The sequence below is a fragment of the Micromonospora sp. NPDC000663 genome, from assembly GCF_042898105.1.
Classification (GTDB): domain Bacteria; phylum Actinomycetota; class Actinomycetes; order Mycobacteriales; family Micromonosporaceae; genus Micromonospora.
The window spans coordinates 224,807-249,883 of record NZ_JBIAYR010000003.1 but is presented as its reverse complement, the minus strand read 5'-3'; the positions used below and the strand labels follow the sequence as shown (position 1 = coordinate 249,883).

24 protein-coding genes and 1 tRNA gene are annotated in these 25,077 nt (G+C 68.7%); 13 read left to right on the top strand and 12 right to left on the bottom strand.

Features of this window, described 5'->3' with window-relative positions; genetic code table 11:
• Positions 1-97: 97 nt before the first annotated feature.
• Positions 98-868: an IclR family transcriptional regulator gene (locus ACFY1S_RS13410; RefSeq protein WP_364369530.1), complete on the bottom strand. Its 771-nt coding sequence runs from the start codon at positions 866-868 to the stop codon at positions 98-100.
• Between the two features lie 108 nt (positions 869-976).
• Positions 977-2,695: an arginine--tRNA ligase gene (gene argS, locus ACFY1S_RS13405; RefSeq protein ID WP_387116654.1), complete on the bottom strand. Its 1,719-nt coding sequence runs from the start codon at positions 2,693-2,695 to the stop codon at positions 977-979.
• 328 nt (positions 2,696-3,023) lie between these two features.
• Between argS and ACFY1S_RS13400 the strand changes: the two genes are divergently transcribed.
• Genes ACFY1S_RS13400 through ACFY1S_RS13380 form a run of 5 tightly spaced genes read left to right on the top strand, consistent with a single transcriptional unit; the run spans position 3,024 to position 7,078 of the window.
• Positions 3,024-3,575: an RNA polymerase sigma factor gene (locus ACFY1S_RS13400; protein ID WP_387116651.1), complete on the top strand. Its 552-nt coding sequence runs from the start codon at positions 3,024-3,026 to the stop codon at positions 3,573-3,575.
• Positions 3,572-4,378: a zf-HC2 domain-containing protein gene (locus ACFY1S_RS13395; RefSeq protein ID WP_387116648.1), complete on the top strand. Its 807-nt coding sequence runs from the start codon at positions 3,572-3,574 to the stop codon at positions 4,376-4,378. Before ACFY1S_RS13400 ends, ACFY1S_RS13395 begins: the two co-directional genes overlap by 4 nt.
• Before the next feature lie 11 nt (positions 4,379-4,389).
• Positions 4,390-5,190 carry an ATP-binding cassette domain-containing protein gene (locus tag ACFY1S_RS13390; RefSeq protein WP_387116645.1) on the top strand — a complete coding sequence of 267 codons (801 nt, stop codon included), beginning with the start codon at positions 4,390-4,392 and terminating at the stop codon, positions 5,188-5,190.
• Complete coding sequence (locus tag ACFY1S_RS13385; RefSeq protein WP_387116642.1) at positions 5,187-6,509, top strand: hypothetical protein; 1,323 nt, start codon at positions 5,187-5,189, stop codon at positions 6,507-6,509. Before ACFY1S_RS13390 ends, ACFY1S_RS13385 begins: the two co-directional genes overlap by 4 nt.
• Complete coding sequence (locus ACFY1S_RS13380) at positions 6,506-7,078, top strand: hypothetical protein (protein WP_387116639.1); 573 nt, start codon at positions 6,506-6,508, stop codon at positions 7,076-7,078. The genes ACFY1S_RS13385 and ACFY1S_RS13380 overlap by 4 nt, the downstream gene beginning before the upstream one ends.
• Before the next feature lie 9 nt (positions 7,079-7,087).
• Here ACFY1S_RS13380 and ACFY1S_RS13375 read toward each other — a convergent pair whose 3' ends face one another.
• The 3 genes from ACFY1S_RS13375 to ACFY1S_RS13365 form a co-directional block, all read right to left on the bottom strand.
• On the bottom strand, positions 7,088-7,819 hold the full coding sequence (locus tag ACFY1S_RS13375) for a hypothetical protein (RefSeq protein ID WP_387116636.1): 732 nt from the start codon (positions 7,817-7,819) through the stop codon (positions 7,088-7,090).
• Positions 7,820-7,866: 47 nt separating this feature from the next.
• The gene (locus ACFY1S_RS13370) at positions 7,867-8,358 is read right to left on the bottom strand and encodes a hypothetical protein (protein WP_387116633.1); all 492 of its coding nucleotides are present in this window, start codon (positions 8,356-8,358) and stop codon (positions 7,867-7,869) included.
• 141 nt (positions 8,359-8,499) lie between these two features.
• On the bottom strand, positions 8,500-8,718 hold the full coding sequence (locus tag ACFY1S_RS13365; RefSeq protein WP_387116629.1) for a hypothetical protein: 219 nt from the start codon (positions 8,716-8,718) through the stop codon (positions 8,500-8,502).
• Positions 8,719-8,835: 117 nt separating this feature from the next.
• Between ACFY1S_RS13365 and ACFY1S_RS13360 the strand changes: the two genes are divergently transcribed.
• Both ACFY1S_RS13360 and ACFY1S_RS13355 read left to right on the top strand, forming a co-directional pair.
• Positions 8,836-9,594 (top strand): ATP-grasp domain-containing protein, encoded by a 759-nt coding sequence (locus ACFY1S_RS13360; RefSeq protein WP_387116626.1) that lies wholly within the window; start codon positions 8,836-8,838, stop codon positions 9,592-9,594.
• A 218-nt stretch (positions 9,595-9,812) separates the two neighbouring features.
• Complete coding sequence (locus ACFY1S_RS13355; protein WP_387116623.1) at positions 9,813-10,202, top strand: hypothetical protein; 390 nt, start codon at positions 9,813-9,815, stop codon at positions 10,200-10,202.
• 460 nt (positions 10,203-10,662) lie between these two features.
• Here the strand turns inward: ACFY1S_RS13355 and ACFY1S_RS13350 are convergent, their stop codons facing one another.
• Positions 10,663-10,836 carry a hypothetical protein gene (locus ACFY1S_RS13350; RefSeq protein ID WP_387116620.1) on the bottom strand — a complete coding sequence of 58 codons (174 nt, stop codon included), beginning with the start codon at positions 10,834-10,836 and terminating at the stop codon, positions 10,663-10,665.
• Between the two features lie 698 nt (positions 10,837-11,534).
• On the opposite strand from ACFY1S_RS13350, the gene ACFY1S_RS13345 reads away from it, so the two are divergent.
• Positions 11,535-11,759: a winged helix-turn-helix domain-containing protein gene (locus tag ACFY1S_RS13345; protein WP_091269831.1), complete on the top strand. Its 225-nt coding sequence runs from the start codon at positions 11,535-11,537 to the stop codon at positions 11,757-11,759.
• 284 nt (positions 11,760-12,043) lie between these two features.
• Here ACFY1S_RS13345 and ACFY1S_RS13340 read toward each other — a convergent pair whose 3' ends face one another.
• On the bottom strand, positions 12,044-13,084 hold the full coding sequence (locus ACFY1S_RS13340) for a serine/threonine-protein kinase (RefSeq protein WP_387116617.1): 1,041 nt from the start codon (positions 13,082-13,084) through the stop codon (positions 12,044-12,046).
• A 409-nt stretch (positions 13,085-13,493) separates the two neighbouring features.
• Positions 13,494-15,641: a tetratricopeptide repeat protein gene (locus ACFY1S_RS13335; protein WP_387116614.1), complete on the bottom strand. Its 2,148-nt coding sequence runs from the start codon at positions 15,639-15,641 to the stop codon at positions 13,494-13,496.
• Between the two features lie 1,548 nt (positions 15,642-17,189).
• Between ACFY1S_RS13335 and ACFY1S_RS13330 the strand changes: the two genes are divergently transcribed.
• From ACFY1S_RS13330 to ACFY1S_RS13320, 3 genes are read left to right on the top strand one after another with little or no spacing between them, the layout of a single operon-like run.
• Entirely contained in the window at positions 17,190-18,758 is a 1,569-nt protein-coding gene (locus tag ACFY1S_RS13330) for a replication initiator (protein ID WP_387116611.1), read from the top strand.
• The gene (locus tag ACFY1S_RS13325) at positions 18,755-18,952 is read left to right on the top strand and encodes an excisionase family DNA-binding protein (protein ID WP_387116608.1); all 198 of its coding nucleotides are present in this window, start codon (positions 18,755-18,757) and stop codon (positions 18,950-18,952) included. Before ACFY1S_RS13330 ends, ACFY1S_RS13325 begins: the two co-directional genes overlap by 4 nt.
• Complete coding sequence (locus ACFY1S_RS13320; RefSeq protein WP_387116605.1) at positions 18,952-20,172, top strand: tyrosine-type recombinase/integrase; 1,221 nt, start codon at positions 18,952-18,954, stop codon at positions 20,170-20,172. Before ACFY1S_RS13325 ends, ACFY1S_RS13320 begins: the two co-directional genes overlap by 1 nt.
• Positions 20,173-20,257: 85 nt before the next feature.
• Here the strand turns inward: ACFY1S_RS13320 and ACFY1S_RS13315 are convergent.
• Positions 20,258-20,329 (bottom strand) — tRNA-Lys (locus ACFY1S_RS13315).
• A 222-nt stretch (positions 20,330-20,551) separates the two neighbouring features.
• Here ACFY1S_RS13315 and ACFY1S_RS13310 point away from each other — a divergent pair.
• Together ACFY1S_RS13310 and ACFY1S_RS13305 are read left to right on the top strand one after the other, a co-directional pair.
• Complete coding sequence (locus ACFY1S_RS13310; protein WP_387116602.1) at positions 20,552-20,854, top strand: hypothetical protein; 303 nt, start codon at positions 20,552-20,554, stop codon at positions 20,852-20,854.
• An 81-nt stretch (positions 20,855-20,935) separates the two neighbouring features.
• Entirely contained in the window at positions 20,936-22,018 is a 1,083-nt protein-coding gene (locus ACFY1S_RS13305) for an NAD-dependent epimerase/dehydratase family protein (protein ID WP_387116599.1), read from the top strand.
• On the opposite strand, the gene ACFY1S_RS13300 is transcribed toward ACFY1S_RS13305, so the two are convergent.
• The 3 genes from ACFY1S_RS13300 to eis form a co-directional block, all read right to left on the bottom strand.
• Positions 22,012-23,190 carry a hypothetical protein gene (locus tag ACFY1S_RS13300; protein ID WP_387117643.1) on the bottom strand — a complete coding sequence of 393 codons (1,179 nt, stop codon included), beginning with the start codon at positions 23,188-23,190 and terminating at the stop codon, positions 22,012-22,014. The genes ACFY1S_RS13305 and ACFY1S_RS13300 overlap by 7 nt on opposite strands.
• A gap of 69 nt (positions 23,191-23,259) precedes the next feature.
• Positions 23,260-23,652 (bottom strand): hypothetical protein, encoded by a 393-nt coding sequence (locus tag ACFY1S_RS13295; RefSeq protein WP_387116597.1) that lies wholly within the window; start codon positions 23,650-23,652, stop codon positions 23,260-23,262.
• Between the two features lie 191 nt (positions 23,653-23,843).
• Complete coding sequence (eis, locus tag ACFY1S_RS13290) at positions 23,844-25,034, bottom strand: enhanced intracellular survival protein Eis (RefSeq protein WP_387116594.1); 1,191 nt, start codon at positions 25,032-25,034, stop codon at positions 23,844-23,846.
• Between the last annotated feature and the right edge of the window lie 43 nt (positions 25,035-25,077).

Genomic DNA, 25,077 nt, shown 5'->3' with positions numbered 1-25,077 from the left:
AACGAAGTTCGAAATACCGTTTCAAGTGGACGCGACGCTAGAGCACCTACGCAAGAGGTGTCAATGTTTCGATTTTATTTCGAAAGGAAACGGGAGGCTATCGAGGCTGAGCCCGGTAGCCCATGCGAGCCGACAGTGCGGCCGCGCCCTCGCGAACCAGCCCGGTCCACTCCACCTGCACCTGAGGCGTCCAGCGAATGATCGGCGCGGACAGGCTCATCGCGGCGATGACGGCGCCGGAATGGTCCCGGATCGCCGCGGCGACGCAGCGCATCGCGCTGTCGGACTCGCCGACGTCGACCGCCACGCCCTCCGCCCGGACCCGGTCGAGATGCTCGCGGAGAAGGTCCGGGTCGGTGATGCTGTCCGGCGTCATGCCCGGCAGCGGACCCTTCGACAGGACGGCATCAAGGGCCGGCTGGTCGAGGGCCGACAGCAGCACCTTGCCGACCGCCGTGCAGTGGGCCGGCAGCCGCAGTCCGACCCCGGAAACCATCCGGACCGGGTGGGTGCTGTCGAACTTGACGAGGTAGATGACATCGGCGCCGTCGAGCACCGCCACATGAACTGCCTCGTCGCACTTGGCAGCCACGTCCCGCGCGACGCCCTGCGCCTCGCGTACCAGATCAAGCCGACCCGCGAACGCCGCGCCCAACTGGAACAGCGGCATGCCGAGCCGGTACTGCACCGGCTGGCCCGGCACGGAGATCAGGTACGAGCGCGCCTCGAGCGTGACCAGCAGCTCGTGGACTGTGGTGCGCGGCAGGTCGAGCCGCTCCATCACCTGGCGGGCCGACAGTTGGGGACAGTCCAGGAACAGTTCGAGGACGTCGAGCGCGCGGATGACCGCCGGTACCACACGGGGCATGTCGAAAGTCCCTTCGCAGTGCCGGACCCGTGTCAATGATCTCCACACGGACCAGCACCTGAAGAGGATAGCTACGTCGGCCGTCGGCGCCAGGCTGCGGACTTCCGCTCACATGCGTTCGGGGGTCCGGATGCCCAGCAGGTGCAGCCCTTGCCGGAGCACCCGGGCGGTCAGGTCGCAGAGCACCAGCCGGCTGTCCCGGACCGGCTCGTCGGCGCGCAGCACCGGACACCGTTCGTAGAACGCGCTGAACGCCGCGGCCAGCCGGTACAGGTACCCGGCGAGGTGGTGGAACTCCAGGTTCTCCGCCACCTCGCCGACCACCCGGCCGAAGCCGACAAGCTCGAAGGCGAGCGCCCGCTCCCCCGGCTCGACCAGCGAGACGGCCGCGTCCGGCCGGGCCGCCACGCCGGCCCGCCGGAAGATGGACCGGATCCGGGAGTACGCGTACTGGAGGTAGGGCGCCGTGTTGCCGTCCAGGGACAGCATCCGTTCCCAGTCGAGCACGTAGTCCCGGTGCCTGTCACTGGACAGGTCGGCGTACTTGATGGCGCCGATGCCTACCGCCCGGCCCACCTCGGCCGCCTCTGCCTCGCCCAGCTCCGGGTTCCGCTCCCGGGTCAGCGCGGTCGCCCGGGAGATGGCCTCCTCCAGCAGACCGACCAGCTTCACCGACCCGCCGGCCCGGCTGCGCAGCATCCGCCCGTCCGCCCCGAGGATCGAGCCGAATCCGACATGCTCGGCCCGGGCCGGCGGGGACAGCCAGCCGGCCTGCGCGGCGACGGCGTACACCATCTCGAAGTGCCGCCGTTGCGGCAGCCCGACCACGTAGAGCAGCCGCGTCGCGCCGAGCGTGCCGCTCCGGTGCCGGATCGCCGCCAGGTCGGTCGCCGGGTAGCCGTACCCGCCGTCGGACTTGCGCACGATCAACGGCAGCGGCTCGCCGTCCCGGCCCACCGAGCCGGGTGGGAACACACAGGACGCGCCGTCGCTCTCCCGCAGCAGACCGAGCCGACCCAGGTCCTCGACCACCGGGGCGAGCCTGTCGTTGTAGCTGCTCTCGCCGTAGAAGTCCCGCTCGGTGAGGGTGACGTCGAGCCTGTCGTACACGGTCATGAAGTACCGCTCGGACTGCTCCACCAGCAGCCGCCACAGCCGCAGCGTCACCTCGTCGCCGCCCTGCAGGGCCACCACCCGCCGCCGGGACCGCTCGCGGAACGCCTCGTCGGCGTCGAACGCCGACCGGGCCGCCTTGTAGAACGAATCCAGGTCACCGACGGACAGTTCCTGCGCGGCCTCCACCTCACCCAGGTCGACCAGGTGCTCGATCAGCATCCCGAACGGGGTGCCCCAGTCGCCCAGGTGGTTGGCCCGCAGCACCCGGTGCCCCAGCCACTCCAGCAGCCGGGCCGTCGCGTCGCCGATCACCGTCGAGCGCAGGTGGCCGACGTGCATCTCCTTCGCCACGTTCGGCGCCGAGTAGTCGATGACCACGGTCTCCGGCTCGGCGGCCACCGGCACACCCAGCCGGGGGTCGGTGGCGAGCGCCGACACCAGCCCGGCCAGGGCCGTGTCGGCGACTGTCAGGTTGAGAAAGCCCGGCCCGGACACCTCGGCGACGCTGCACAGGTCGGAAAGATCGGCGTACCCCAGCACCTCGGCGGCGATGTCGCGCGGCGGCCGGCCGAGCCGCCGGGCCAGCGCGAGCGCCGCGTCGGACTGGAAGTCCGCGCGCCCGGACCGCCGCACGACAGGGTTCACCGGTACGCCGGCCACCGTCGCGAACGCCGGTGCCAGCCGGTCGGTAAGCAGTTCTTCCAGATCCATGGGTACGCCGATCTCGCTCGGATCCGCCGCTCGCGGATCACCGGAAGGGGATGCGGGCGGACCGAGGACGATCGGTGATGACCGGCGGCTCGATCCGCCGGTCGCAGGTGAGGGATGCTCAGCGCGGGCGGTCGCAGGACCGCCGGCGTCGCAGCGCGCCGAACAGGACGTCGGGGGACGCCGTCGGGAACGCGTACGAGCTGGACATGGCGTCAACCTAACCAGCCGACCCGGGGCAGTGCAACGTTGATGACTGCCAACGGGCATTGGTGACGGCGGTCACACCGATGCGTGACCCGATCGCGAGGAGGTCGTCGTCTTACCTGATGTGAGACGAAGTCTGGACGCGGCCGACGAGCAGGAACTCGTCCGCCGGGTGGCCCGCGGCGACCGGCGGGCCTTCGACGAGCTCTACAGGCGTACCGCACCCTGGCTGGAGGTGCGGCTGCGACGTCGGTGCGCCGACGCGGACGTGGTCGCCGACGTCCTCCAGGAGACCTACCTGACGGTCTGGCGGGCGGCCGGCAGCTTCGCCGGTGACCAGGTCAGCGGCAGCGCCGTCGGCTGGTTGTGGACCATCGCCGCGCACCGCCTGGTGGACGCGTTCCGGCGCCGCTCCCGGCAGGCCCGGATGCCGCAGGTGCACCAGGTCGAGACGGTCGTACCCGCCGCCGAGGACGAGGTGCTGGCCAGCCGGGTCGGGCAGGAACTCGAACAGGCCCTCGCCGTGCTGCCTCCCGAGGTCCGCGCGGTGCTGCGCGCCACAGTCCTCGACGGCTTCACCGTCCGCGAGACGTCCGTGCTGCTGGGCGTACCGGAGAACACCGTCAAGTCCCGGATCCGCCGCGCCCGGATCGTCCTGCGGGAGGCCCTGTCATGACCACGCACCCCACCCTGAACGACATCGACCGCTACGCCGACGGCGATCCCGGCCTCGACGAGGCGACCGTCTGGTCGATCGAGGTGCATCTGGAGAGCTGCGCGGACTGCCGCGCCCGCCTGGCCGGCAGCACCACCGCCCAGTCGCGCGCCCTGGTCGCCGAGGTCGCGGCGGCCGTCCACCGTGGGATCGCCGCCGGGCCCGCGCCACGATCCAGGAGCTTCTTCCGTACGCCGGTGCGGCAGCGCTGGTTCGTGGCGGCGCTGCTGCCGTGGGTCGCCATGACCGCAGGGGTGCTCGGCACCGCGGCAGTGCTCACCTACTTCCTGTCCGAGTTGCCGTCGATCGTGCTGCTGCTCGCGCCCCTGGCGCCGCTGCCGGCGATCGCGGCGGCCTGGAGCAGACGCGGCGACCCGGCCTGGGAGCTGATCGTCGGCACCCCCTCGGCAGGCCTGACGATGATGCTGCGTCGTACCGCCGTGGTGCTCGTCCTCGTCATCCCGGTGCTCGCCGCGTTCGCCGTCCTCGGCGACAGCCGGGCGGACCCGGCGCTGATGCTGCTGCCGTGTCTGGCCTTCACCGCCGCGACGCTGCTGCTCGGCTCCCTCGTCGGCGTCCACCGCGCGGCGATCGGCCTGATGGCGGCCTGGGCCGCCGCAGTGGTCGCACCCAGCCTGGCCACCGCCGACCTTCCGGTGCTCCTCCAGCCGTCAGCCGTCGGCGGATGGGCGGTCGCCACTGTCGTGCTGGCCGCCCTGACCCTCCTGCGCGCCAACAGTTTCCGGCGCCTCACCTCGTTCTGAAGGGAACCACGATGCGAGCGGTGAGTACGGCCGAGACGGCCACCACCATCCACCCCTGGGCCGTACACGCCGAGGCGCTGAAGGTACGGGCCGGCCGCCACCTGGCCGTCGACGGGCTCGACCTGAGCCTGGGCACGGGCGTGCACGGCCTGCTGGGGCGCAACGGCGCCGGCAAGACGACGTTGATGCGTGCCATCGCCACTGTGCTCAAGCCGGCCGGAGGTCAGCTCACCCTGCTCGGCAGTTCGGTCGACGGCCGCGCCGACCTGCGCCAGGCCCGGCGCGCGCTGGGCTACCTGCCGCAGCACTTCGGCTACTACCCGCGGTTCAGTGTGCGCGAGTTCGTGTCGTACATGGCCTGGTTGAAGGAGATGCCGAAGCGCGACATCCCGGCGGCCACCCAGCGCGCGATCGACCGGGTGGGGCTCAGCGCCAAGGCCGACGCCAAGCTCCGGACACTCTCCGGCGGGATGCTGCGCCGGGCCGGCGCCGCCCAGGCCATCGTCAACGACCCGCAGGTGCTGCTGCTGGACGAGCCGACCGTCGGCCTCGACCCCGAGCAGCGCCTCGACCTGCGCGAGCTGCTGCGCGACCTGGGTACGGACGCCTGCGTGCTGGTCTCCACCCACCTCGTCGAGGACGTTGTCGCCGCCTGCACCGAGGTCGTGCTGATCAACGAGGGTCGGTTGGTGTGGCAGGGCACCCCCGCCGCGCTGGCCGAGCAGGGCGACGAACGCCACCCGGGCGACAGCCCCGCCGAACGCGGCTACTCGGCCCTGCTGCGCCGCCACCTCGCGGAGGCCGCCCGATGAGCGTCCTCGGGATCGAACTGCGGCGCTCCGCAGCGGCCGGCGCCGCCCTGATCGCGTTGGTGGTCGGCGTCGCCGCCCTCTACACCGCCCCGGGCCGCTGGTCGGAGGGCTGGATGGCCCTCGCGCTGACCACAAAGGAGTACATGATCCTGCTGTGGCCGATCGCCCTGGCCGCCGGAGCGTGGCAGGGCCGCCGCGAGCACCGGGCCAAGGTCGGCGAGCTGTTCGCCACCACGCCCCGGTCCCGCGCCCGCCGGATGCTGCCGGTCCTCGTCGCGATGGGAGCCTCGCTCGGGCTCGCCTTCCTGCTCGTGATGGGCGCGGCCGGCCTGCGGATCGTCTCGACCGCCGCCTACTTCCCGCCGAGCTTCGTCGCCATCACGCTTGTCGGCGCGTTCTCCCTGGTGGCGGCGGCGTGGCTCGGCCTGGGCATCGGACGACTGCTGCCCGCTCTGGTGACCGCACCCGTGCTCGCCGTGGCCGGTGTGCTGCTTGTCTTCTTCACCGCGATCATGCGACCGGACTGGATGAGCGCGATCCTGTCCCCCGCGTACGGCAGCACACCGTTCTACCCGTTCCAGACCATCGACCCGCGGGTCACCGCAGTGCTCGCCATCTTCATGGGCGGGCTCGCGCTGACCGGCGTACTCCTGATCGTCGCCCGGGGCCCACGGACGTCGGTGGCCGCCGCGCTGCCGGTGCTGCTCGGCTTCGGCGTCGCGGCGGTGATCGTCCCCCGCGACGAGGCCAGCCTCATCGCACCGATCGACCCCGTGGCCCGGGAACTCGTCTGCACCGACGACGCGCCGAAGGTCTGCGTCACACGCGTCCACGCGAACGTGCTGGACGCGCTGACCCCGCTCGCCCGCCAGGGCCTGTCCGTCCTCGCGAAGATGCCGGACGCCCCCACCCAGGCGCACGAGGACACGCGGGCCTGGTTCACCGGGGACGCGGCCGCCCGCGACCCCGACGTCGTCACGATCACCGTCCGGATCGACGACCACGGCGGCCTGGCCCACCCCGACGCCATGGTCCCCGAGATGGTCTTCGGCCTGGGTGCCGGCTACGGCAACGCGGAATGCGAGCGCAACGGCGCCGTCGAACGGGCAGCCGCCTACCACCTGCTCGGCCGCGAGCCGGTCTCCGACGTCGGCGTCATCCCCGAGATGATCGAGGAGGAACCGCAGCTCAACGCCGAGGCGGTCGCCCTGTGGCAGGGCCTGCAGAAGCTCCCCGCACCGGAAGCGCTCTCCCGCGTGACCGCGGTACGCGACGCGATCCTCACCTGCCAGGACCCCACCGGACTGCTGTCGAAATGACCCTGCACCTGCGCGCACGACGCGTACCCCTGGCACTTGCCGCGTCCGTCGGCGCCGCAGCCCTCATCTGGGCGCTGTGGCTGACCCTCTCCAAGGAACGCGACGCCATCCTCCTGCTCGTCGTCCTGACGGTCATGCTGATGGTTGCGGTCCTGTCGACCACGCTTGCCGCCCCCGACGAAGACCTGGAACGCACAGCCGCACTGCACTGGCCGTGGCGACGAGCCCTGCACCTGCTGGCCGCCCTGGCGCTCGTACTCGTCGTGCTGCTCGCCACCCAACCCACAGGCGCCCGCTTCGGCCCCGCCGCGCTCGTGATCCGCGACTCCGCAGGCCTGCTGGGCCTCACCGCCCTCTGCGCGACGGTCGTGGGCGCGGCCCGCGCCTGGTTCCTCCCCCTGGGCTGGGCGGTCGCCGCCGCCCTGTTCCCCCAGCCGGGCACATGGGGGGCGCTCGCCACCTGGGCGGGCCAGCCCCACGCCAGCCGGCCGGCGGCGGCGGTCGCGGCCGTCCTGGCGGTGGCGGGCCTTGTGACGTACGCCTTGCGCGGCTCTGCCAGGCGCGAGTGACGGCGGAGCTCAGGATCCGGTCGACTGGTATCTGCGGAGCGCAGCTTCGGCGACCTGGGTGAGTAGCTCGTCGTTACCGGGTTTGTTGCCCTCCTCCTGAATCACCAGCAGAGTGGTCCCGATCCGGACGAGCAGGACGTCGCACTTCAGCGCCTCAACGTCCGTCGACGTCGCGGTGCAGCTGACGTGGACACTCTCATCGCCCAACCGGGGCCCCGACGCCGCTGCGTAGCGGTGGCTACCGCCGCCGAGTTGGCCGGACGTCGAAACGGTGGGGCAACGGTCGATGAAGGCTCGCAGGTCGGCCATCGCTCGTCGGGCACCGTCGTCGGCGTAGGTCCGGATGACTTCGGTGCCCACCCAGAAGTCATCGGGACCCACGTCATGGCTGAGGGTGGCTGCGGCCATCGCCGACGGAGTGCCGGTCAGCCGACGGGCCGACAGCAGCGGGATCGTCTCGTGCGTACAGGACGAGGCGCCGCCGGAATGGTTGTCGCCGGCGTCCTGCGCCATGACAGTCGCAATGTCCACGGCGAACCCGGGTGGCAGCGAGTCCGAGTTCACCAAGCGTGCGGACAGCGCCGCCGAGTACCCGGATCCGCCGGTCGCCGGAAGTGTGGCTGTCGTCGGCTTCGTTTCGTCGGCCGCTTGGTCCACCGGTTGAGCCGTTGAAGAAGCACAGCTCGTCACCACCGAAACGGCCACCACCGCGACCAACCTACGCAGCACCATCCTGGGCACGGACAGACTCCACTTCTCGCGGGACGCGTCAAGCTACCAGCGCTCGCTCACGTGGTCGGCGAGACGGGCCCGGTCGTCGGCTCCGGCGGATGCCAGGCCCGGATCCTGCGGTCCGGCAGGTTCCTCGTGGACGGCCACAGCTGCACGCGCCAGACGTCGCCTGGTCTGGTGGAACCGGGCCAGCCCCGGTTGACGAAGCCCCGGCCGCAGATGCGCACCCCGTATCGCCCGTCGGGCACCTCACACCGCCTGTACTCCAACGTCGGCGAGCCGTACCACAGCTCTCCGCCGTCGATCTCCAACGCGCACTCGAAAATCTCTTCCCACTGCCCGAAATCCCGGGGCGGCGGCTCGGCCCACACCTCGACCCGGAGTGGCATCTCGAAGTTGTTCTGGTGCGGCACGTACACGAGCACCGTGTGATCGTCGCTGGCGATGTGCTGGCCGGCCTGCGCCTCCCGCCCGAGCATGCTCAGGTCCGAGTCGACGTCCGTCGTACCGGAGAGAGTGAACTGCCCGTAGTCCAGAGCGACAGTCATGTCATGAACCGTGATTGGCGCCGGCGTCCCCACAGCAGACAGTGTGCCGCGCCGCTGATCACCCCGTAGTCCCGTTACCGGGTCACTCTCAACCGTTGCAAGAGCGACAGCGCGGGCCGTAGCTGTGCCCTCGTCCGCTGCTCACTGCTCCTTGTACCGCTCCTGGTACCTCGCCTCGGCTTCTGCGGAGTGCACCCACGAGATGATCACGGCGTCCACCTCGTCGGACGGGCCCTGACCGGTACCCATGTTGACGTTCCACTCCTGCACAGCTTCGCCGCTCTCGCTGACGCCCAGGACGTACACGGGAGATCGCTCGTCCTGGGTCGAAAGCCACTCTCGGAGCTCACCAACGTTCATGGCCGCCATGCTAGGGACGACTCGTCTTGTCCTTGGTGCCCGCATTCGGCCGCTCGCGACCTGGACACCTGATAACCGGTGTAACAGTGGCGGCGTGTCGGGGCAGGATCATCGTTCGTGACACTTGTCCTGCCACCGCGCCTCACAGCCTCGGCTCAGAGCTTGCGCGACGCCGCTCACCGACGCGGACTACGCACCATCCAGCTCCGCACCTTCGAAGTACCCGCCGAAATGCATGCTGATCACCTCCATGCGGGACCAAGCTTCGCCGACGTCGTCGCACCGCTGCTCGGGATCGCACCTTTGGAGGCCGAGCCCGGCTGGCTGACTCGGCTTCCCCGCGACCTCACCCGCCGGGAGATCAAACTGGTTGCTATCGGGGAGGCCTACGAACTCCGTCGACCAGCCTTCATCAAGTCACCCAACGACAAGAACATCCCGGCGATGATCTATACCGACGGCTCCCGCCTTCCCGGCCCCGATGCTCTCGACCGGCGGACTCCAGTGCTCGTCAGCGACATCGTCGACTTCTCCGCCGAGTACCGGCTACACCTGCTCGACGGTGTTGTCTATGCAGGCAGCCAGTACGCCGAGGACGGCCGATTGCACCTCGGCCCTCCGTCGACCGACGCGCTGGCCTTCGGCGCGGACCTCATCGCCCGATACGGGCACACGCTGCCCTCAGCCATCGTCGTAGACGTGGGACTAACCGACGGCCGCTGGGCCGTCATCGAGGCAAATGCCGCGTGGGCCAGCGGCGCCTACGAAGCAGACCCAGATCTGGTCCTCGACGTCGTCCTCCGAGCGGCCGGCCCATCGGCCTCGGTTAGCGCGCGCGACCGACAGTTCATCCGACAGCCGCAGCGCCCGGACTAGCCCCTGAGCCCTTGGGCCCGGGGGCAGGGGTACAACGCCTCAGCCCTCAGGTCGGTAACCTCGCGCCGTGACCTCTGCTGATCAAGAAGGCTGGTCGTTCGCCGCAGCACGGGTCCCGGCCCAGTTCGGCAATGCGATCCACCCGCTTACACCCTCCGTGCAGCACGCTTTAGGGCGACGAGGAAAGCCTGTGCGGCCTCGTCGAGGACCAGATCGAGTTGTACCGGCATCTCTTCGACCGTGAGGACGCCTCGGCCTGCGTGACCTGCCGGCAGCGGGCCGCCGCCGCGCCCACCCGGCCCTGTGGGCAGGAACGCCTGCACGACCGGCTCCTGGCGGCTGCGGCCGGACCGGTGCGCGAGGACCTGCTCGACGCTCTGCGCCGAGGCGCCGAGATCAAGCCGTGGATCAACGGCCCCGCCGCCAGTCTGGCCAAGCACTACGCCCAGCTGGACCGAATCGTCGAAGGCAGCCCCGCCCTGATCGGGGCGCTAAGCGTCAACGGATCCGTCGGGCTTGCCAGGGTCGAGCACGGACCGTGGCAGTTCATCGTCGTCCTGCCCGATCAGGGGCCTCCCCTGATCGCTCGCGCAACGGCCGACCGGTAGGCACCGGCCGCCACCCCGCCGGCACCGGCCGCCACCCCGCCGGACAGCAGGCGGCGCAGCAGACGCCGTCGAACTAGCCATCCCGTCTGCCATTGACCCGCCCTCCTGGGGAGCCGGCCGGCCCGCCACGTCAAGCGGACCCTGATGGCTCGTACGGCCGCTGGCGGGTCGGGCAGTGCTCTGCTCGGCAGCCACCCGCGACGCCCTCAAGCGGCTCGGCAGCGAGCTCGACCGGTAAGGCGCCGCTGCTGCTGTATCGACCCGGATCTCGGCAACACGACCCCGGTCGGGGTCGCTGACCTGTGGAGGAGTGGGCCGCCAGGGACTCGAACCCTGAACCTATGGATTGCCGGCGAGTCGGCCTGATCGGGTGCGGTGCGAGGTCATTCGGCCTGCTTGGGTGCTTCTCGGCCGGGTTTGGCTGGCACGGTTGCTGTACTTCGCTGCTGTACTGCTGGCATCACACGAGGCGCTGGATGCGGACCTTCGGGCGCTCGTTCCTGAGATGGCCTTGCTTGTGCTGGCGGACCTGCTCGTCCCAGACCTCCTGGTCGTAGTCCGGGTCCGGTGGGATCCACTTGTGCGAGCCGTCGCTGTAGTGGAGCTTCTCGTCGCCGGGTCGCAGGATGCTCATCGGGTCCAGCCGAGGAAGCGGTGGTGGAGGTGGCCGGCGGGGACGTGGGCTAGGTCCTGCGTGGCGTCGACGAGCTGGGCGGCCAGGTACAGGGCGAGTGACACCGGGGCGCGGTCGTATTCGGCTCGCAGCTCCCGCCGCCGGGTCCGGCAGGGCCAGTCGGCACCGCAACCGCCGCAGGTCCAAGCCGGTGTAATCGGGAGATGGGTCGTCATCGCGGCGCATCCTGGCTCGGCCAGTGGCCGCGGTTGATCGGGATGGGATGATGGCTTCGGCAGGGTAGGTCGCTTCCGCAGCGGCAGATGCGGCGCCAGTGCTGCCATGACCAGACGGGTCGGTGCCGACGGGCGAGAGTGAGCGCCGCCGTCAGGACGTACTCGTCGTAGGACACGCGCCGCCGGCTGTTGTCCCGCCTCTGGTGGTAGCCGGTATCTCGCGCGTCATCTGCGGTCGGACCAGTTGCATCGCTCGGTTCGGTCATCACAGCTCCCGCCGACGCTTGCGGTCCCGTGGGCACCCGGTCAGCCGTGTCCGGAGACAGGGCACCCACGGCAGGACACCCGGCCGCCAAGCTGGGTAGCCCCACGAGCAACTTAGGACGCAATGTGCGCAGGGTCAACAGCTACGACACATAGCGTTGTAAGTCGAGCCTGCGATGTGGTCTGCTTGCACCAGCCGCCAAGCTGGGAGCACCACCTATGTCTGAAGCTGCCTACCTACAGGTCGCCCGAGATATCCGCGAGCAGGTCAGCTCCGGCCAGTTGAAGCCGGGCGACAAACTGCCGTCGTTCGCCGCCCTCTGCGAGCACTACAAGGTCAGCAACACGGTCATCCGGGCCGCCATGCTGCTGCTGAAGGCCGAGGGCTTGATCGACGGCCGGCAGGGCAAGGGCGTCTACGTCGCCAACCCGCTTCCTCGATAAGCCTGGTTCGCCCTCTGAGACGCGGCGTCTCGCTTACAAGTTCTGGGCGCTTTACGCGGCGACATCCGTCCTCGTACGCGACCTCGGTCGACGATCCGCGCTCCGCCGGTCGGTGGCCGTTCTCGTCCGGGCTCGTTGCTGTCACCGTTGCTGTCGATAGCATGAAGCCATTAGCGTCGAGAACATTCGCTCGCACCTTGGCAGGCCGACGTACATACCTGGGGGGCGGCGATCCGCGTGGCGCTAACGGAACTCATCCCACCTCACCGAGACATTTCCTCTGATTACGGCGCTAGGATCTTACTATCTCCTCCTAGCAATACTGCGGCAATGCCTTCCTGTGCCGCCTCTAATGGATTAGGGAAGAGAAAGCCGTTGCCTGGCGTGCGCAGCAGCTCTTCGTCGAAGTCGGTGACCTCCGCAATTTGAGTAACCTGCTCATCCGTGCAGCCCGCCACCTCCACCTCAAGGCGACACGGCTTCATCAATGCAGTAGAGATCGGATCGAACATTGACCACAGGGAGGGGCGATCCTCCCCCTTCTCCTTTAGCCCCTCCATAATCACATCAGCTACTTCGGAAGGAAGGGACGGCACGTGCTCCTTGAGTGGGACAGGCTTGCCGACCTCGTGCCAGCGGTACAGCCCCCAAAGCCCCTGGCCCTCGTTCACTGGGCGCCCGGCGAGAAGGTGATAGAGGGTGGCCGCAAGTTGGTAAACGTCAGTGTTCTTGTCCAACTTTTCTTCCCGCCACTGCTCGGGTGCGGCGTAAAGGGGAGTCTGCCGAGCCTTAACAGTGTGCGTTCGCGTAATAGCTTCCACTACTCGCGCTAAGCCGAAGTCCGCCACCTTCACGCGTCCGTCAGTGGATAGCAGGACGTTAAGTGGCTTGACGTCCCTGTGCAAAATTCCGCGACGATGGGCTGCTTGTATCGCCTGAATAATTTCTAATGAAATGAAGAGCCCGAGCACCTGCCGCGTACGCTCATCAAGCTTTGGCACATGTTGAGCAATCCATTCGGCAAGGTTGCATCCCTCGACGTATTCCATTACTAGCGCTGGCCCTTTATGCAAGGAGGTGTCAACATCCAGCAAATCTAGGACGCTTACGACCTGGGGATGTCCGAGCAGGCTTCCTCCGGCCCGTGCTTCGTCTCGAAGAATAGATTCAGCACCAGGAGTTTCCCGCAACTCGCGCTCACCAATGAATTTCATCGCGACATCACGACCTAGGAGTTGATCGTAAGCTCGCCAAACCTCACCCATGCCGCCAGATCCCAGCCGGCTAGTGATCTCGAACCTGTCGTTGATCGTCTCAATTGCCACGCGCATAGATTACGGCGATACGAGTTGCGAGGCGAGCTGGCGCAGCAAGGAAAATAACCGCAATTTACGCATCTCCCCACGAGTCGGGTTATTGGAGCAAGCAACGTCAATCGCCGTCCCATAGCCTCGTCGACTGCCTGAGTTCGCCGAGCAAACGAAGAGAGTGTGAGTTGAAGCGGAACATGGAGCCGCCGTTCGGCCACCAGCATGAATGGCCCACGACACCTGCTCGCAGGGCGTCTCAGGCTGCCATCGTTGGTGGCTGTTTGACGACGTTTGACAGTGTCTTGTGCCCCCGGTGTGCCCCACACTGCCAGCAGCGGACACAGCGTGGCCACCGTCGGGCGGCGCTGGTCTGCCCTTCCGCCCGCTGCCGTACGGGGAACTTCGGGCGGATACACAGCCTTGGCTACTCAGGACGATGCAGCTGGGCGGCGAGCCCGTCGGGGGGATCCATACCGTTAGGCGGGCGCTCCGGGAAGGGTAAGGGCGCCGCTGGAGTACCTTCAGCTGTGAGGCCGTGCCTCCGCAAAACCTCCGCAATTTCCCCATATCCGTGACGTTCGAGCATTCGGCAGAGCTGGTGAACATTACCCCCATCGTTCCCGCGCATCGCCGAGCGCCCGACCATCTCCAGCAATTCCGGTAGGCGACCCGCCTTAATCAGCGCGGCCGCCAATTCGTCTGACATCACATCGACACCTTTGGCGAAATAGTAGCGGTGTAGTGTCAGTGCCACGTCGAGATCACCGTTAAGCGCAAAATGCTGGACGACCGCGTACCCTGAAACGTAAGGACCGAGACTGAGGCTTTCGATCCGGTGCGGGAATGCCTCCTCATAGCGATTATGTGACTCCAGGAGTTCCGCGCTGTAGTAATGCGCCCAGACGTCGCCTCGGTCGATCTGTTTCTTATACACGGCCAATGCCTCATCGACCCTGTCAGCCAACGCCAGAGCTTTGCCAATCTGATGGTATGACCCGCTTGATTTGGCAAGCGCAAGTGCCTCATCTAGGCGATCGGCATCTACTAGGATCCTCGCCCACCAATCCGGTGCGCGTTCATCGCCGCTGTTCATGACGACCTCGTAAATCGCCTTGGCTTCAGCAAACCGCCCGTCCTTCGCCAGTAAATGGCAAGCACGCTCTGACGCAGCCAGATCGCCCGCATCAATGGCTCGCAGGTACCAATCCAATGCCTCTGCCAGGTTGCCGCGTTCTTCAAAGCGAAGTGCGTAGTAATGAACTGCATGCTTCCGCTTCTCGGCAATCGCCTGCAGATGCTCCTGCTCAGCCTCGTCACAGCGACCCTCGTCATCCAGGAGTCGCGCGATGGTTAAGCGTACATCGTAGTGTGGCAATTCATCGCCAGATGCGAGGAGGCGGCGCAACACTTTGATGGCCTCGTCGCCAGGACCGTAATCGGCAAAGGCTTCTATCGCGTCCTTACTGCCCATATTCGCGGCTTGTCTAAGCACCTCAACTGCTTCCTTCTTCCGGCCCTGGTCTAGAAGCATCAAGCCAAGCCAGAAGCCGGCTTCAGCGTTGCCGAGAGCCAACGATCTCCTGTACATGGCCTCGGCATAGCGCCGAACGTCACGTGTATCTGCGGCGGAAGCGAGCTGTTGAAGGTCTATAGAATCATGAATTTGCTCTCCCAAGATACCCCAGAGTTCTGCCGGTATCGGCTCACTTTCACGAACACGGGCACCGTAGGACGTGATGTAGTCTGCCAGTTCATAACCGGCGGCGATGCCGAATTCGGCCCCTGATAGGGGGATCAATACAGAGGTTGCACCTCGGTTCCGCTGTGTACAGTACAAGATGGCCCTTTCGAACCAATCCGCCGAGGCCCGAGCGACTTCCTCATTATTGAGGTAGATGCTGGTTGCTCGCTTAAGCAGGGCTGGCGTTAAGCCACCTACGATCCTTAAACGACGTATGTCGACGGCGGCCGTGATTAACGCCTTCGAATAGGAATCGGCATCTTGCCACGAGGCAACCAACTCGGGCGCACCTGCAAGTACCTGCGTGACGCCGTAGTGAGAATCCTGAAGGGCGACCTTAATCCGATAATCTCTCTTCGCGAGCGCTCGTGCGGTAGACTCCTCGGAGGCTGCAAAATTGTCCTCAACGTAAATCCGCTCGGCGAGACGCAGAACCCCTACAATGCGATCCTTTCGCTGAGCAGCGTAACCCTCGGATCGTTCGGGTAGTGATAAATAATGCTGGTATCGGTCGGGCCAGATTGTCCCCAAGAAAATGACGGGCTTGCGCTTGGACCATAGGGCGAGGAAGCTCTCCTTGCCTATGCCGCTACTACCTTCGCCAGGCAGGAACCTCTGTAACTCGTCCAACCAGACGATCGTGGGCTTCCTAATCTGCTGCCTACTAAGCCACTGAAGATCTTCGCCCGACGCGGGCAGGAATACGTTCCAGTCCGGGAAGTTGCTCACGACCGCTTCGTAGGCCGATCGAGTCTTACCTGCCGCAGAGTTCCCGATTAGAAGCAGGAACCCCTGACCACGTTCCCGCGCTTTAGAGAGCCGGTCGTTCATCTCCTGGTCGATAACTCGTTGGATATACAGCGGAGCCTCTTCTTGCACATCCCCGTCTTTTCTATCACCCTGCGGCGCGCCTTCTAGACGTACAGTCGGATGCACGCCCGCCCATGCAGCGCTGAAGGCGGAGACCGGGAGAAGGCGTGGTGACAAGTCGGCTATCGACCCCGCCTCGGGGGGACCTTTCGGCCGACGCCACATGATGACCGCTAGGAGGAATGCAGCTGGAGTGAAGACAACGGCGATCACCCAACTCGCTGGTTCCAGCCAACCCCACTTCAGGGGGAGCGGCTTCCACAACCATGTCACAGCGCCTGTCACTGCCATCGTCAAGAGGGCAAGTGCGATGCCGGTAAGCCACCATCGATGCCGGGTCATCCTTCCATCATGCTGAAGGCCACAAGGGCAGCTACTTAGGACGTCGCTCGATACCACGCCGCGCAGCAAGCCCGAGCAACCCCAACCCGACCAGCCAGCGACTAGCTGCCATCCCGTATGCCCTCGACCCGCCCTCATGGGGAGCGGAACGCCGCCCGGCCCGCCACGTCAAGCGGACCTTGACGGCTTGTGCGGACGCTGGCGGGCCGGGCGGTGGTCTGCTCGGCTCGCCCGGGTCGAGGGCAGGCGGGATGGCCTACCGCAACCACCCACGGACCGCGACCCGCCGACGCAGCCCCGGCTATCCTGGAGCCGGAGAGCCCCCGCCGGAGGCGCAGTAACCCGCAACCACGCGACTGCCACCAACTCGCCGGCGCGGCCGGCGTGCGCTGTGCTACGCCGCGCGGGCTACTGGCCGCGCGGCTGGCCGGCTGCCGGTCCACCACCCCCGTCAACCGTCCTGTCGTTCTGCGGCGGCCCCTTGGGCTTCCCGCTTCCGCGCCAGCCGCCGGGCGTGTTGCGTGGCCGGAGTCGGAGCGCCAGCGGAGCGACGGACGCGCGCCCAGGCGGCTGGCGCGTGCGGCCCGTTCAGGGCCGCCTTGATAGACGTACAGAAAGTCCTCCCACACCGGCCGGCAGCCGGCCGTCCAATCCCGGCCGCAGGAGTTGCGGCGGGTTGACGTGTCCGTGCCCGGTGCTACTCTGGCGCTCGTCGAGCACGCTAGCGCGGCTTTCGTGCCGGATCGCTGGACTCGACTCCGGAGATGCCGAGCGGCCTTCCTGCCGCTGATGCGGGCTACGTCCCGTCGGCTCTCGATCGCACCGGCCACTATGCCGGCCCCGAATCCGCTGAGCGGCCCAGCACGGCCTGCCCGGCCGTCCACGATGGCCCGGATTCGCTCCTCCCCACGGGTGGGGACAGCCTGCGGCAACCTGCCGGATGCCGATATTCCAGGCGCCCCACCCGTGCCGGCCGCACATTCACAGGTCCACGAGCGTGAAAGGACATCCATCGGCGGGAAGTGGCACCACCACGATTCCGCCCTCCGGCGTCAGCCGCCCTCTCGGCGGTGCCAGGAGACACGACGAACACCACCAGCGGACCCACGTCCACGGCTGGTGGTGCTTCGTCTCCGGTCCCTGCCACCCCCTGATGAGGAGACAGTCGTGTCCACCCCGCTCACCATCTACCGTCCCGGTCCCGCCGTCGGCCGTGACGCCCAGGTCCTGCACCGCGCTGCCTCTCCGGAGTTCTCCGGCTGGCTGGAGCACACCCGCCCCGCCGGCGGCTGCTCCCGCCCCATCCGCCTCACCGGCACCATCGCCGCCGTCGACCGAAACACTGGCCGCATCACCGACCGGCTTCACACCGACGAGCTGCCCGATCGCACGCTCTACAAGGCGTGCGGCAACCGCCGCGAATCACAGTGCCAGGACTGCGCCTGGGTCTACCAGGGCGACGCCTACCAGTTGGTCCGCTGCGGCCTGACCGGCGGCAAGGGCCTCCCCGCGTCGGTCGGCCGGCACCCGGCCGTCTTCGCCACCTTCACCGCACCATCCTTCGGCGCTGTCCACCACCGGCACGTCGCCCGCCACACCTGCGCCACCCGGCAGCGCTGCGACTGCCGGCCCGCGCCCTGCCGCGCCCGGAGCACCGCTGGCACCTGCCTACACGGGCAGCCCGCGGCGTGCTTCGCCCGCCACGACGCCGACGATCCACGGCTCGGGCAGCCGTTGTGCCTGGACTGCTACGACCAAACCCACCAGGTCGTCTGGAACTACTTCTCAGGAGAGCTGTGGCGTCGCACCAAGCAGGCCATTGAACGCCACCTCGCCGCCCTTTGCCGGAAGCGCGGCATCCCGCTCGTCCGGGCCGTCACCGCCTCGGGCAAGGTCCGCTGGGTGCCGCCGGTGCGGGTGTCACATGGCAAGGTCGCCGAGATGCAGCGCCGGGCTGCCGTGCACTTCCACGTCCTGTTGCGCCTCGACGGCGTCGACGCCGACGACGCGGACGCATTGGTGCCGCCGCCGGCCGGTATCACCGTCGACGACCTGGAGGAAGCGGTCCACGCCGCTGTCACCCGGATCACCGTCACCACGCCCGCGCACCCGGACCAGCCGGAAGGCTGGGTGGTGGCCTGGGGCGGACAGGTCGACGTCCGACGCATCAACAGCGCCAGCGGCGAACTGACCGACGAAAAGGTGGCCGCTTACCTCGCCAAGTACGCCACCAAGGCCACCGAGGCCACCGGCCACTCGTTCACCCGGCTGACCCCGGCTACCGTCGACGACTACGCCGACCCCGAAGGCGACCACACTGCCCGCCTCATCGACGCGTGCTGGCACCTCGGCAGGCCCGTCCACACCGACACCGCCAGCGGCGCCACAACGGACGACGACCGTCAAGACAGGCTTGACACCGAACCGAACGCTTACGCCGGGCTGCGGCGTTGGGCGCACATGCTCGGCTTCGGCGGCCACTTCCTCACCAAAGCCCGCCGCTACTCAGTCACCTTCCGACTGCTCCGCGACACCCGCGCCACCTACCACCGCACCGAAGACGACGACCCCGCCGACACCGTCACCGTCGGCACCCTCACCTACATCGGGGCCGGCTGGCTCACCGACGGAGACGCGCTCCTCGCCAACACCGCCGCCCGGCAGCGACGAGAGAGCAGACGGATCGGCCGCGAGGAACTCGCCCACGAAGCCTGGCCCATCGGGGCCGCCGCATGAGCCATGACCTCACCCCACGCTGGTACTCACCCGCCGAGGTGGCCATCCTGCTCGGCTTCGGCATTTCCAAGGTCAAGATGAAGATCGCCACCGGTGAGCTGCGCTCCATCAAGGACGGCAAGTACCGCCGCATCCTTCCCGAATGGGTCGACGACTACATCCGCGAACAGGTCGAACGCCAGGAGGCCGCCTGATGCCCGCACGCGCACGAGCCAACGGCGAAGGGTCCATCTTCCCTTACCGGAACGGCTTCGCCGCGTACGTCTGGGTCGAGAAGCCCGACGGGAAGCGCGGCCGGAAGTGGGTCTACGGCAAGACCCGCGAGGAGGTCCACGACAAGTGGATCAAGCTCCACGGGCAGGCCAAGGCCGGCCCGGTGGCGACCCGCTCCCCGACGGTGGGGGAGTATGCCGGCTATTGGCTGCGCGAGATTGTCAAGCCGAACCTGGCCCCCGGCAGCTACGTCACCTACGAGGTGGTGATCCGGCTCTACCTCGTGCCAGGGCTGGGTCGGAAGCGCCTCGACAAGCTCCGGGTCAGCGACGTGCAGACCTGGATCAACGAGGTGGGCCGGACCTGCCAGTGCTGCGCCCAGGGCAAGGACGAGCGGCGCAAGCCCGCCCAACGTCGCTGCTGTGCCCTCGGCCGCTGCTGCCAGGATCTGCCTTCGGCAACCAGCGTCACGCATCTGCGGACCGTGCTCCGGACGCTGCTCTCCCAGGCGATCACCGAAGGGCTGATCACCCGCAACGTTGCATCCCTGGTGAAGCTGCCCCCGGTGCGGAAGCGCAAGCGGAAGGCGTGGACGAGCGACGAGGCGCGGCGGTTCCTGGAGTCGGCTCGTGCTGACGATGACCCGCTCTACGCCGCGTACGTCCTGGTCCTGGTGCTCGGTCTGCGCAAGGGCGAGATGTTGGGGCTCACCTGGGCGGACGTCGACCTCGACGCGGGGGAGCTGACCATCGATCGGCAGCTTCAGCGGGTCGGTGCCGAACTGCTGCACCGGGAGACGAAGACCGAAGCCTCGGACGCCACCCTGCCACTGCCCGACATCTGCACCGTGGCGCTCGACCGCCGCAGGCGGGCGCAGGCCGTCGCCCGGGACGCCGCTGGCCTGGCTTGGCAGCCGTCGGATCTCATCTTCACCACCCGTTATGGCCGGCCGGTCGAGCCGCGCAATGTCAACCGGTTCTGGGACCGACGCTGCGACGCGGCCGGAGTCCGGCGGATCACGGTCCGGGACGCCCGGCGGACCTGCGCCTCACTCCTGGCCGACCTGGACGTGCACCCCCGGGTGGCGATGCAGATCCTCCGGCACGCGCAGTTCGCCATCACCATGGAGATCTACACGGTGGTGTCCTCGGCGGCCACCCGCGACGCGCTCAAGCGGCTCGGCAGCACGCTCGACCGGTGAGGCGGCTACTGCTGTACTTCGCTGCTGTACCGGCTCTGATCGCGACACCAGCGGCCCTCGTTAGGGCCGCTGACCTGCGAAGGAGTGGGCCGCCAGGGACTCGAACCCTGAACCTATGGATTAAAAGTCCACAGCTCTGCCATTGAGCTAGCGGCCCGCGCGCTCAGGTTACCTGACAGTCGGCACCGCTGGCTCTCGGCTTCCGGCCGGCCGTCGATGCCTGGCCGCACCGACCCGGACCACACCTGATCATCACCAGATCGGCGATGTGGTGGTGTCCGGGGGCGGTGGATACCGCCAGGTCGGCGATGTGGAGTGGATCAAGCGACATCGCCGGCCTCCGCGCATGGGTGGGGACGGCCGGGGAACCACGTTGGGCATGAGAGTGAGTGGCAGCCCGGCCGTGGCGGCGTCCGGGGAGGAGATCGGGCCGGACGGCGTACGACAGCCTGGCGGCGAGGTGCACGCCTGGCTGCCCGGCCAGAACCAGACCGTTTGCGGCCTGGCGCTGAGCCGGACCCGGTTGCGTCGCTTCCCGCACGTGCGGTTCGACTATTCGGGCACCGACGTGCTCACCGATGCCGACGCGGTGGGCTGGATCTGCCCGCGCTGCCTGGCGGCCACGGCAGGCCGGCGCGGCAAGGAGAAGCACGGCTGGGTCCGGAACTCGCCGCGCCCCTGATCGGGAAGCAGTACACCGGGTTGATCAGGCGACGCCAGGGGCGGGCGGTTGAGGGCGTGCTGGACGGGTACGGGGTCGGGCATGCGGATCGTGGTGGTGGGGGCGAGCGGCAACGTCGGTACGGCGCTGCTGCGGCGGCTGCGCCGGGAGCGGGGTGTAGAACTGGCCGGGGTTGTTCGGCGGTTGCCCGGCCCGGATGCTGGTACGCCGTACGACCAGGTGGAGTGGCACTCCTGCGACATCGGCGCGCCGGCTGCGGCGGGCCAGCTGGCCGAGATCTTCGCGGGTGCGGACGCGGTGGTGCACCTGGCCTGGCAGATCCAGCCCAGCCATGATCAGCGGGTGTTGCGCCGGACGAACGTCGACGGCAGCCGGGCGGTGTTCGAGGCGGTGGCCCGGGCGGGGGTGCCGGCGCTCGTGTACGCGTCGTCGGTCGGCACGTACGCGCCAGGTCCGAAGGATCACCCGATCAGTGAGCGGTGGCCGGCCACCGGGGTGCCCGGCTCGTCGTACAGCGAGCACAAGGCGGAGGTCGAGGCGCTGCTGGACGGGTTGGAGCGGGAGCGTCCCGAGCTGCGGGTGGTGCGGCTGCGGCCGGGGCTGATCTTCCAGCGGGACGCCGGGGTGGAGATCACCCGCTACTTCCTGGGCCCGTTCGCGCCGGTGCGGCTGCTGCGGTTCGGCCGGATCCCGCTCGTACCGGCCAACCGCCGGCTGCGGATGCAGGCGGTGCACGCCGATGACGTGGCTGACGCGTACGCCAGGGCGGTTCTGGGTGATGCGCGCGGCGCCTTCAATGTCGCCGCGGACCCGGTGCTGACCCCGGAGCTGGTGGCCCGGCACTTCCACGGCTGGACGGTGCCTGTCGCGGCGCCGGTGCTGCGGGTGGCGGCGGCGCTGACCTGGCGGGCGCGGCTGCAACCTGTCGATCAGGGCTGGGTGGAGCTGGGCCTGAACGCGCCGCTGATGTCCAGTGAGCGGGCGGAGACCGAGCTGGGCTGGACGCCGAAGATCGACGCGCTCACCGCCCTCAAGGAGCTGTTCATCGGGATGGCAGGCGGCGACCACACCGGCAGCCCGCCGATGTCCGCAGTCGCGAACCAGCCCGGCCGCCCCAGCGGCCTCCTCGCGGGAAGGCCACCGGGCCAGGGCAACCCCTACTGAAGTTTGGAGCTGGTCACCGTGGGGTTTCGCGCTCCCAGGAAGAAGATGCCGGGGTAGCCGGCGGTCTCGAACGTGCCGCTGGGGTTGCGGCGCACTGTCGAGTTCTCGATCTTCATGGTGCCGGTGCGGTTGTTGCTGACGAAGAAGATGGCCCCGCCGCCCTCGTTTGCCTTGTTGTTCTCGATGACCGTGCCCGCGATGCGGACGGTGAACTCGTTGCCGTCGCAGTAGATCGCACCGCCGCTGCCGCCGCCTGGCGTACCCGACTTGGCCGGGTTGGCGCCGCTGCCGATCGCCTCGTTGTTCCTCAGCAGGCTGTTCAGCACCACCCACGACACGCCGATGCTGCTCAGCGCCCCTCCGTTCGAGCAGGAGCCGCCGTCGAAGGTGCTGCCCACCACGTACACCGGCTTGTTCTCGTACTGGCTCAGCACCCGGACGGCCGCGCCACCCAGGTCGGGGCCGGTGCGGTCGCAGCGGTTGTCGACGAAGCGCGAGTTGACCACCTTGAGCCGCCCGCCGCGCACGAAGATCGCGCCACCGCCGCCCCCCTCGGCCCTGTCGCCTGTGGAGTTGCCGTCGGCGAAGATCAGGTTCTGCACGGTGAGCTGCGGGTGGTCCTGGTTCTGGCAGTGCGAGGTGGTCCAGCCCTGGGCCTCGTCGCAGGTGTTCATGTAGAGGATGCGGCGCTGCCCCTGGCCGCTGAGTGTGACAGTGCCGCCGCCGTCCAGGACGACAGTCGGCCCGTTGGCGTTGCGGACCTTCGCGGTGGCGGCCATCTTGATCGTCACCGGGGCCGGTCCACAGTCGAACGTGATGACGCCTCCTGCGGCGACGGCCTTCACCACAGCCGCCGAGGTGCAGCTCGCCGGGGTGCCGGTGCCGATGGTCCGGGTCGGCTTCGAGGTGTCCACCGCGCGGGCCTCGGCAGGTACGGAGGCCTTGCCGTTCGGGTTGCCGGCCGCGAGCGCCTTCGTCGCGGGCTTCGGGCTGGCGCTCGCCCCGGGACCGCCGAGGCCGTCGCGGCCGGCCGGCACGACGTCCTGGTCGCCGGTCGTCACGGCCCCGGACGAGGCGGTCGGCGCGGTGGCCGGCGTCGGCTGGTCGGACGCGCAGGCGGGAAGGGTCGCGGTGGCGACACCGAGGACGAGCAGAGCGGCTAGCGACGTCATGCGCACCAGGTGATGCTAGGAGCCGTCACGGCGTCGAGACGAATCCGCCATGCCGGTTCGATCCCCGGCTCAGGGCTGGGCGGACGCTCCGGCGTGGGAGAGGGCGAAGGCGGTCAGGAAGCCGGCGACAGTGATGAGACCGACGAGCAGGTGGGCGTTCTCGAACGCCTCCGGGACCATCGTGTCGGTGATCATCGCGAGGATCGCCCCGGCCGCCAACGCCGTGATGGCGGCCAGCACCTCCGGCGGTGCACCGTCCAGCAGCGTGTTGCCCACCAGTGCGGCGACCCCGCTGACCAGCGCGATCCCGGTCCACAGCAGGAACACGTACCGTCGGGACCGGCCGGCCTGACGCATGCCGGCCGCACTGGACAGCCCTTCCGGCACGTTGCTGAGGAACACCGCCACCACAGTGACCACGCTGACCGCGCCACCGCTGAGCAGGCTGGCACCGATCACCACCGATTCCGGTATGCCGTCCAAGCAGCGCGCCCACGGCGATCGCCGAGCCGGAGCCGGGCTTGTCGCCCTCGGAGGGCTGCTGGTCGCCGGACCGCTTGCGGTGCCGAGCGCCACGTCGGGCGAGAACCCGCCTGCAACCACTCCGGCATTCCCGGGACCGTGCCCGGTGGGGCACCCGCGGCAAACCGCGCTCAGAAGTCCGCGAAGAGGTACGGCACCGCGCGCGGAAAGATGCCGCGCAGCTCGGCGGCGGCGTCGGCCGGGACGTCGCCGAGCCCCCGCAACGGCAGCTCGACCGGGTCCAGCACCCCGTACGCCAGGGCGGAGAGCCCGGCGGCGGTGAGCGTGGCTGTCGGCGCCGGGCCGCTGTCACCGGCGACGACCTCCAGGGTGCCTGTCGTGCCGTCCAGCAGATGCGTGCCGGTCAGCCACCGGTCCCCGGTCAGCTCGACGCGTACCCGGCCCGGCCCGGCGGGCAGCCCGCGCAGCGCGTCGAGCGACAGCAGCCGGGCCATCGGCGCGGACGAGCCCGGCCGGCCCACCCGCGCCTCGACGTGCACGTCCAGGTCGGTGAGCCACAGCTCCGGCAGCTCGTCCGGCGGGACCTGGACGGTGACCCGATCGACCTGGTCGACGTGCCTGGCGAAGAACTGCAACAGCAGCGCCCGCGCGAGCGGATCGGTGGCGAGCAGCTCGTTGCCGTGCAGGGTGCCGCCGTGCTCGTCGATCCGGTACGTGACCGCGCCGGTGAGCGCGCCGTCCACCCGGGCGGTGACCAGCCAGTACTCGTCCCGGTCGCGCAGGCCGGCGTCCCGGTAGTCAGGGAAGACGGCGAAGCCGTGCCGCTGCGCGAGGCAGCGCTCGGTGAACGCGCGCCACACCGGATAGCCGGTGGCGATCCGCTCCCATCCCAACTCACCGGGCAGCTCGGCACGCAGCAGCGACCCCAGATCCGCGGGCGTGAAGGTGACGGTGCGCGGCTTGGGCAGGCCCACGTAACCGAACCGGGCGTAGAAGCTGGGCCGGAACGGGTAGAGCGCGCTGAGCGGGTGCCCCTCGTCGCGCATCTCGTCGAGGAGTCGGTGCAGCAGCGTCCGTACGTGCCCCTGCCGGCGGGCCAGCGGATGGGTGGCCACCCCGGCGACGCCCGCCATCGGCAGGACCGTTCCGCGCAGGTTCTGCCGCATCGGAATGGCCGAGACGGCGGCAAGCGTCTCGCCGTCCTCCTGCACGGCAAGCGTCGTGTTGCCCTGGTGGTAGGGCAGGTAGTCGCGGAACTGCTCGACCCGCGTCGCGGCGAGCGGTGACGACTCGAACGCGTACGCGGCCAGCGGGAAACTGGTGGTGAGACGCTCGTCGGCGGTCACCCGTCGGATGGTCATCCGCTCATCTCAACCCGCCGTGCCGGCGCCGGCAACCGGATTG

Bases quoted from the DNA above. Each gene is read 5' to 3' on its own strand.
- argS (WP_387116654.1), bottom strand. From the start codon at position 2,695: ATGGATCTGGAAGAACTGCTTACCGACCGGCTGGCACCGGCGTTCGCG.
- ACFY1S_RS13410 (WP_364369530.1), bottom strand. From the start codon at position 868: ATGCCCCGTGTGGTACCGGCGGTCATCCGCGCGCTCGACGTCCTCGAA.
- ACFY1S_RS13385 (WP_387116642.1), top strand. From the start codon at position 5,187: ATGAGCGTCCTCGGGATCGAACTGCGGCGCTCCGCAGCGGCCGGCGCC.
- ACFY1S_RS13395 (WP_387116648.1), top strand. From the start codon at position 3,572: ATGACCACGCACCCCACCCTGAACGACATCGACCGCTACGCCGACGGC.
- eis (WP_387116594.1), bottom strand. From the start codon at position 25,034: ATGACCATCCGACGGGTGACCGCCGACGAGCGTCTCACCACCAGTTTC.
- ACFY1S_RS13370 (WP_387116633.1), bottom strand. From the start codon at position 8,358: ATGACTGTCGCTCTGGACTACGGGCAGTTCACTCTCTCCGGTACGACG.
- ACFY1S_RS13335 (WP_387116614.1), bottom strand. From the start codon at position 15,641: ATGAACGACCGGCTCTCTAAAGCGCGGGAACGTGGTCAGGGGTTCCTG.
- ACFY1S_RS13390 (WP_387116645.1), top strand. From the start codon at position 4,390: ATGCGAGCGGTGAGTACGGCCGAGACGGCCACCACCATCCACCCCTGG.
- ACFY1S_RS13365 (WP_387116629.1), bottom strand. From the start codon at position 8,718: ATGAACGTTGGTGAGCTCCGAGAGTGGCTTTCGACCCAGGACGAGCGA.
- ACFY1S_RS13380 (WP_387116639.1), top strand. From the start codon at position 6,506: ATGACCCTGCACCTGCGCGCACGACGCGTACCCCTGGCACTTGCCGCG.
- ACFY1S_RS13300 (WP_387117643.1), bottom strand. From the start codon at position 23,190: ATGACGTCGCTAGCCGCTCTGCTCGTCCTCGGTGTCGCCACCGCGACC.
- ACFY1S_RS13350 (WP_387116620.1), bottom strand. From the start codon at position 10,836: ATGAGCATCCTGCGACCCGGCGACGAGAAGCTCCACTACAGCGACGGC.
- ACFY1S_RS13345 (WP_091269831.1), top strand. From the start codon at position 11,535: ATGTCTGAAGCTGCCTACCTACAGGTCGCCCGAGATATCCGCGAGCAG.
- ACFY1S_RS13320 (WP_387116605.1), top strand. From the start codon at position 18,952: ATGCCCGCACGCGCACGAGCCAACGGCGAAGGGTCCATCTTCCCTTAC.
- ACFY1S_RS13310 (WP_387116602.1), top strand. From the start codon at position 20,552: ATGAGAGTGAGTGGCAGCCCGGCCGTGGCGGCGTCCGGGGAGGAGATC.
- ACFY1S_RS13305 (WP_387116599.1), top strand. From the start codon at position 20,936: ATGCGGATCGTGGTGGTGGGGGCGAGCGGCAACGTCGGTACGGCGCTG.
- ACFY1S_RS13325 (WP_387116608.1), top strand. From the start codon at position 18,755: ATGAGCCATGACCTCACCCCACGCTGGTACTCACCCGCCGAGGTGGCC.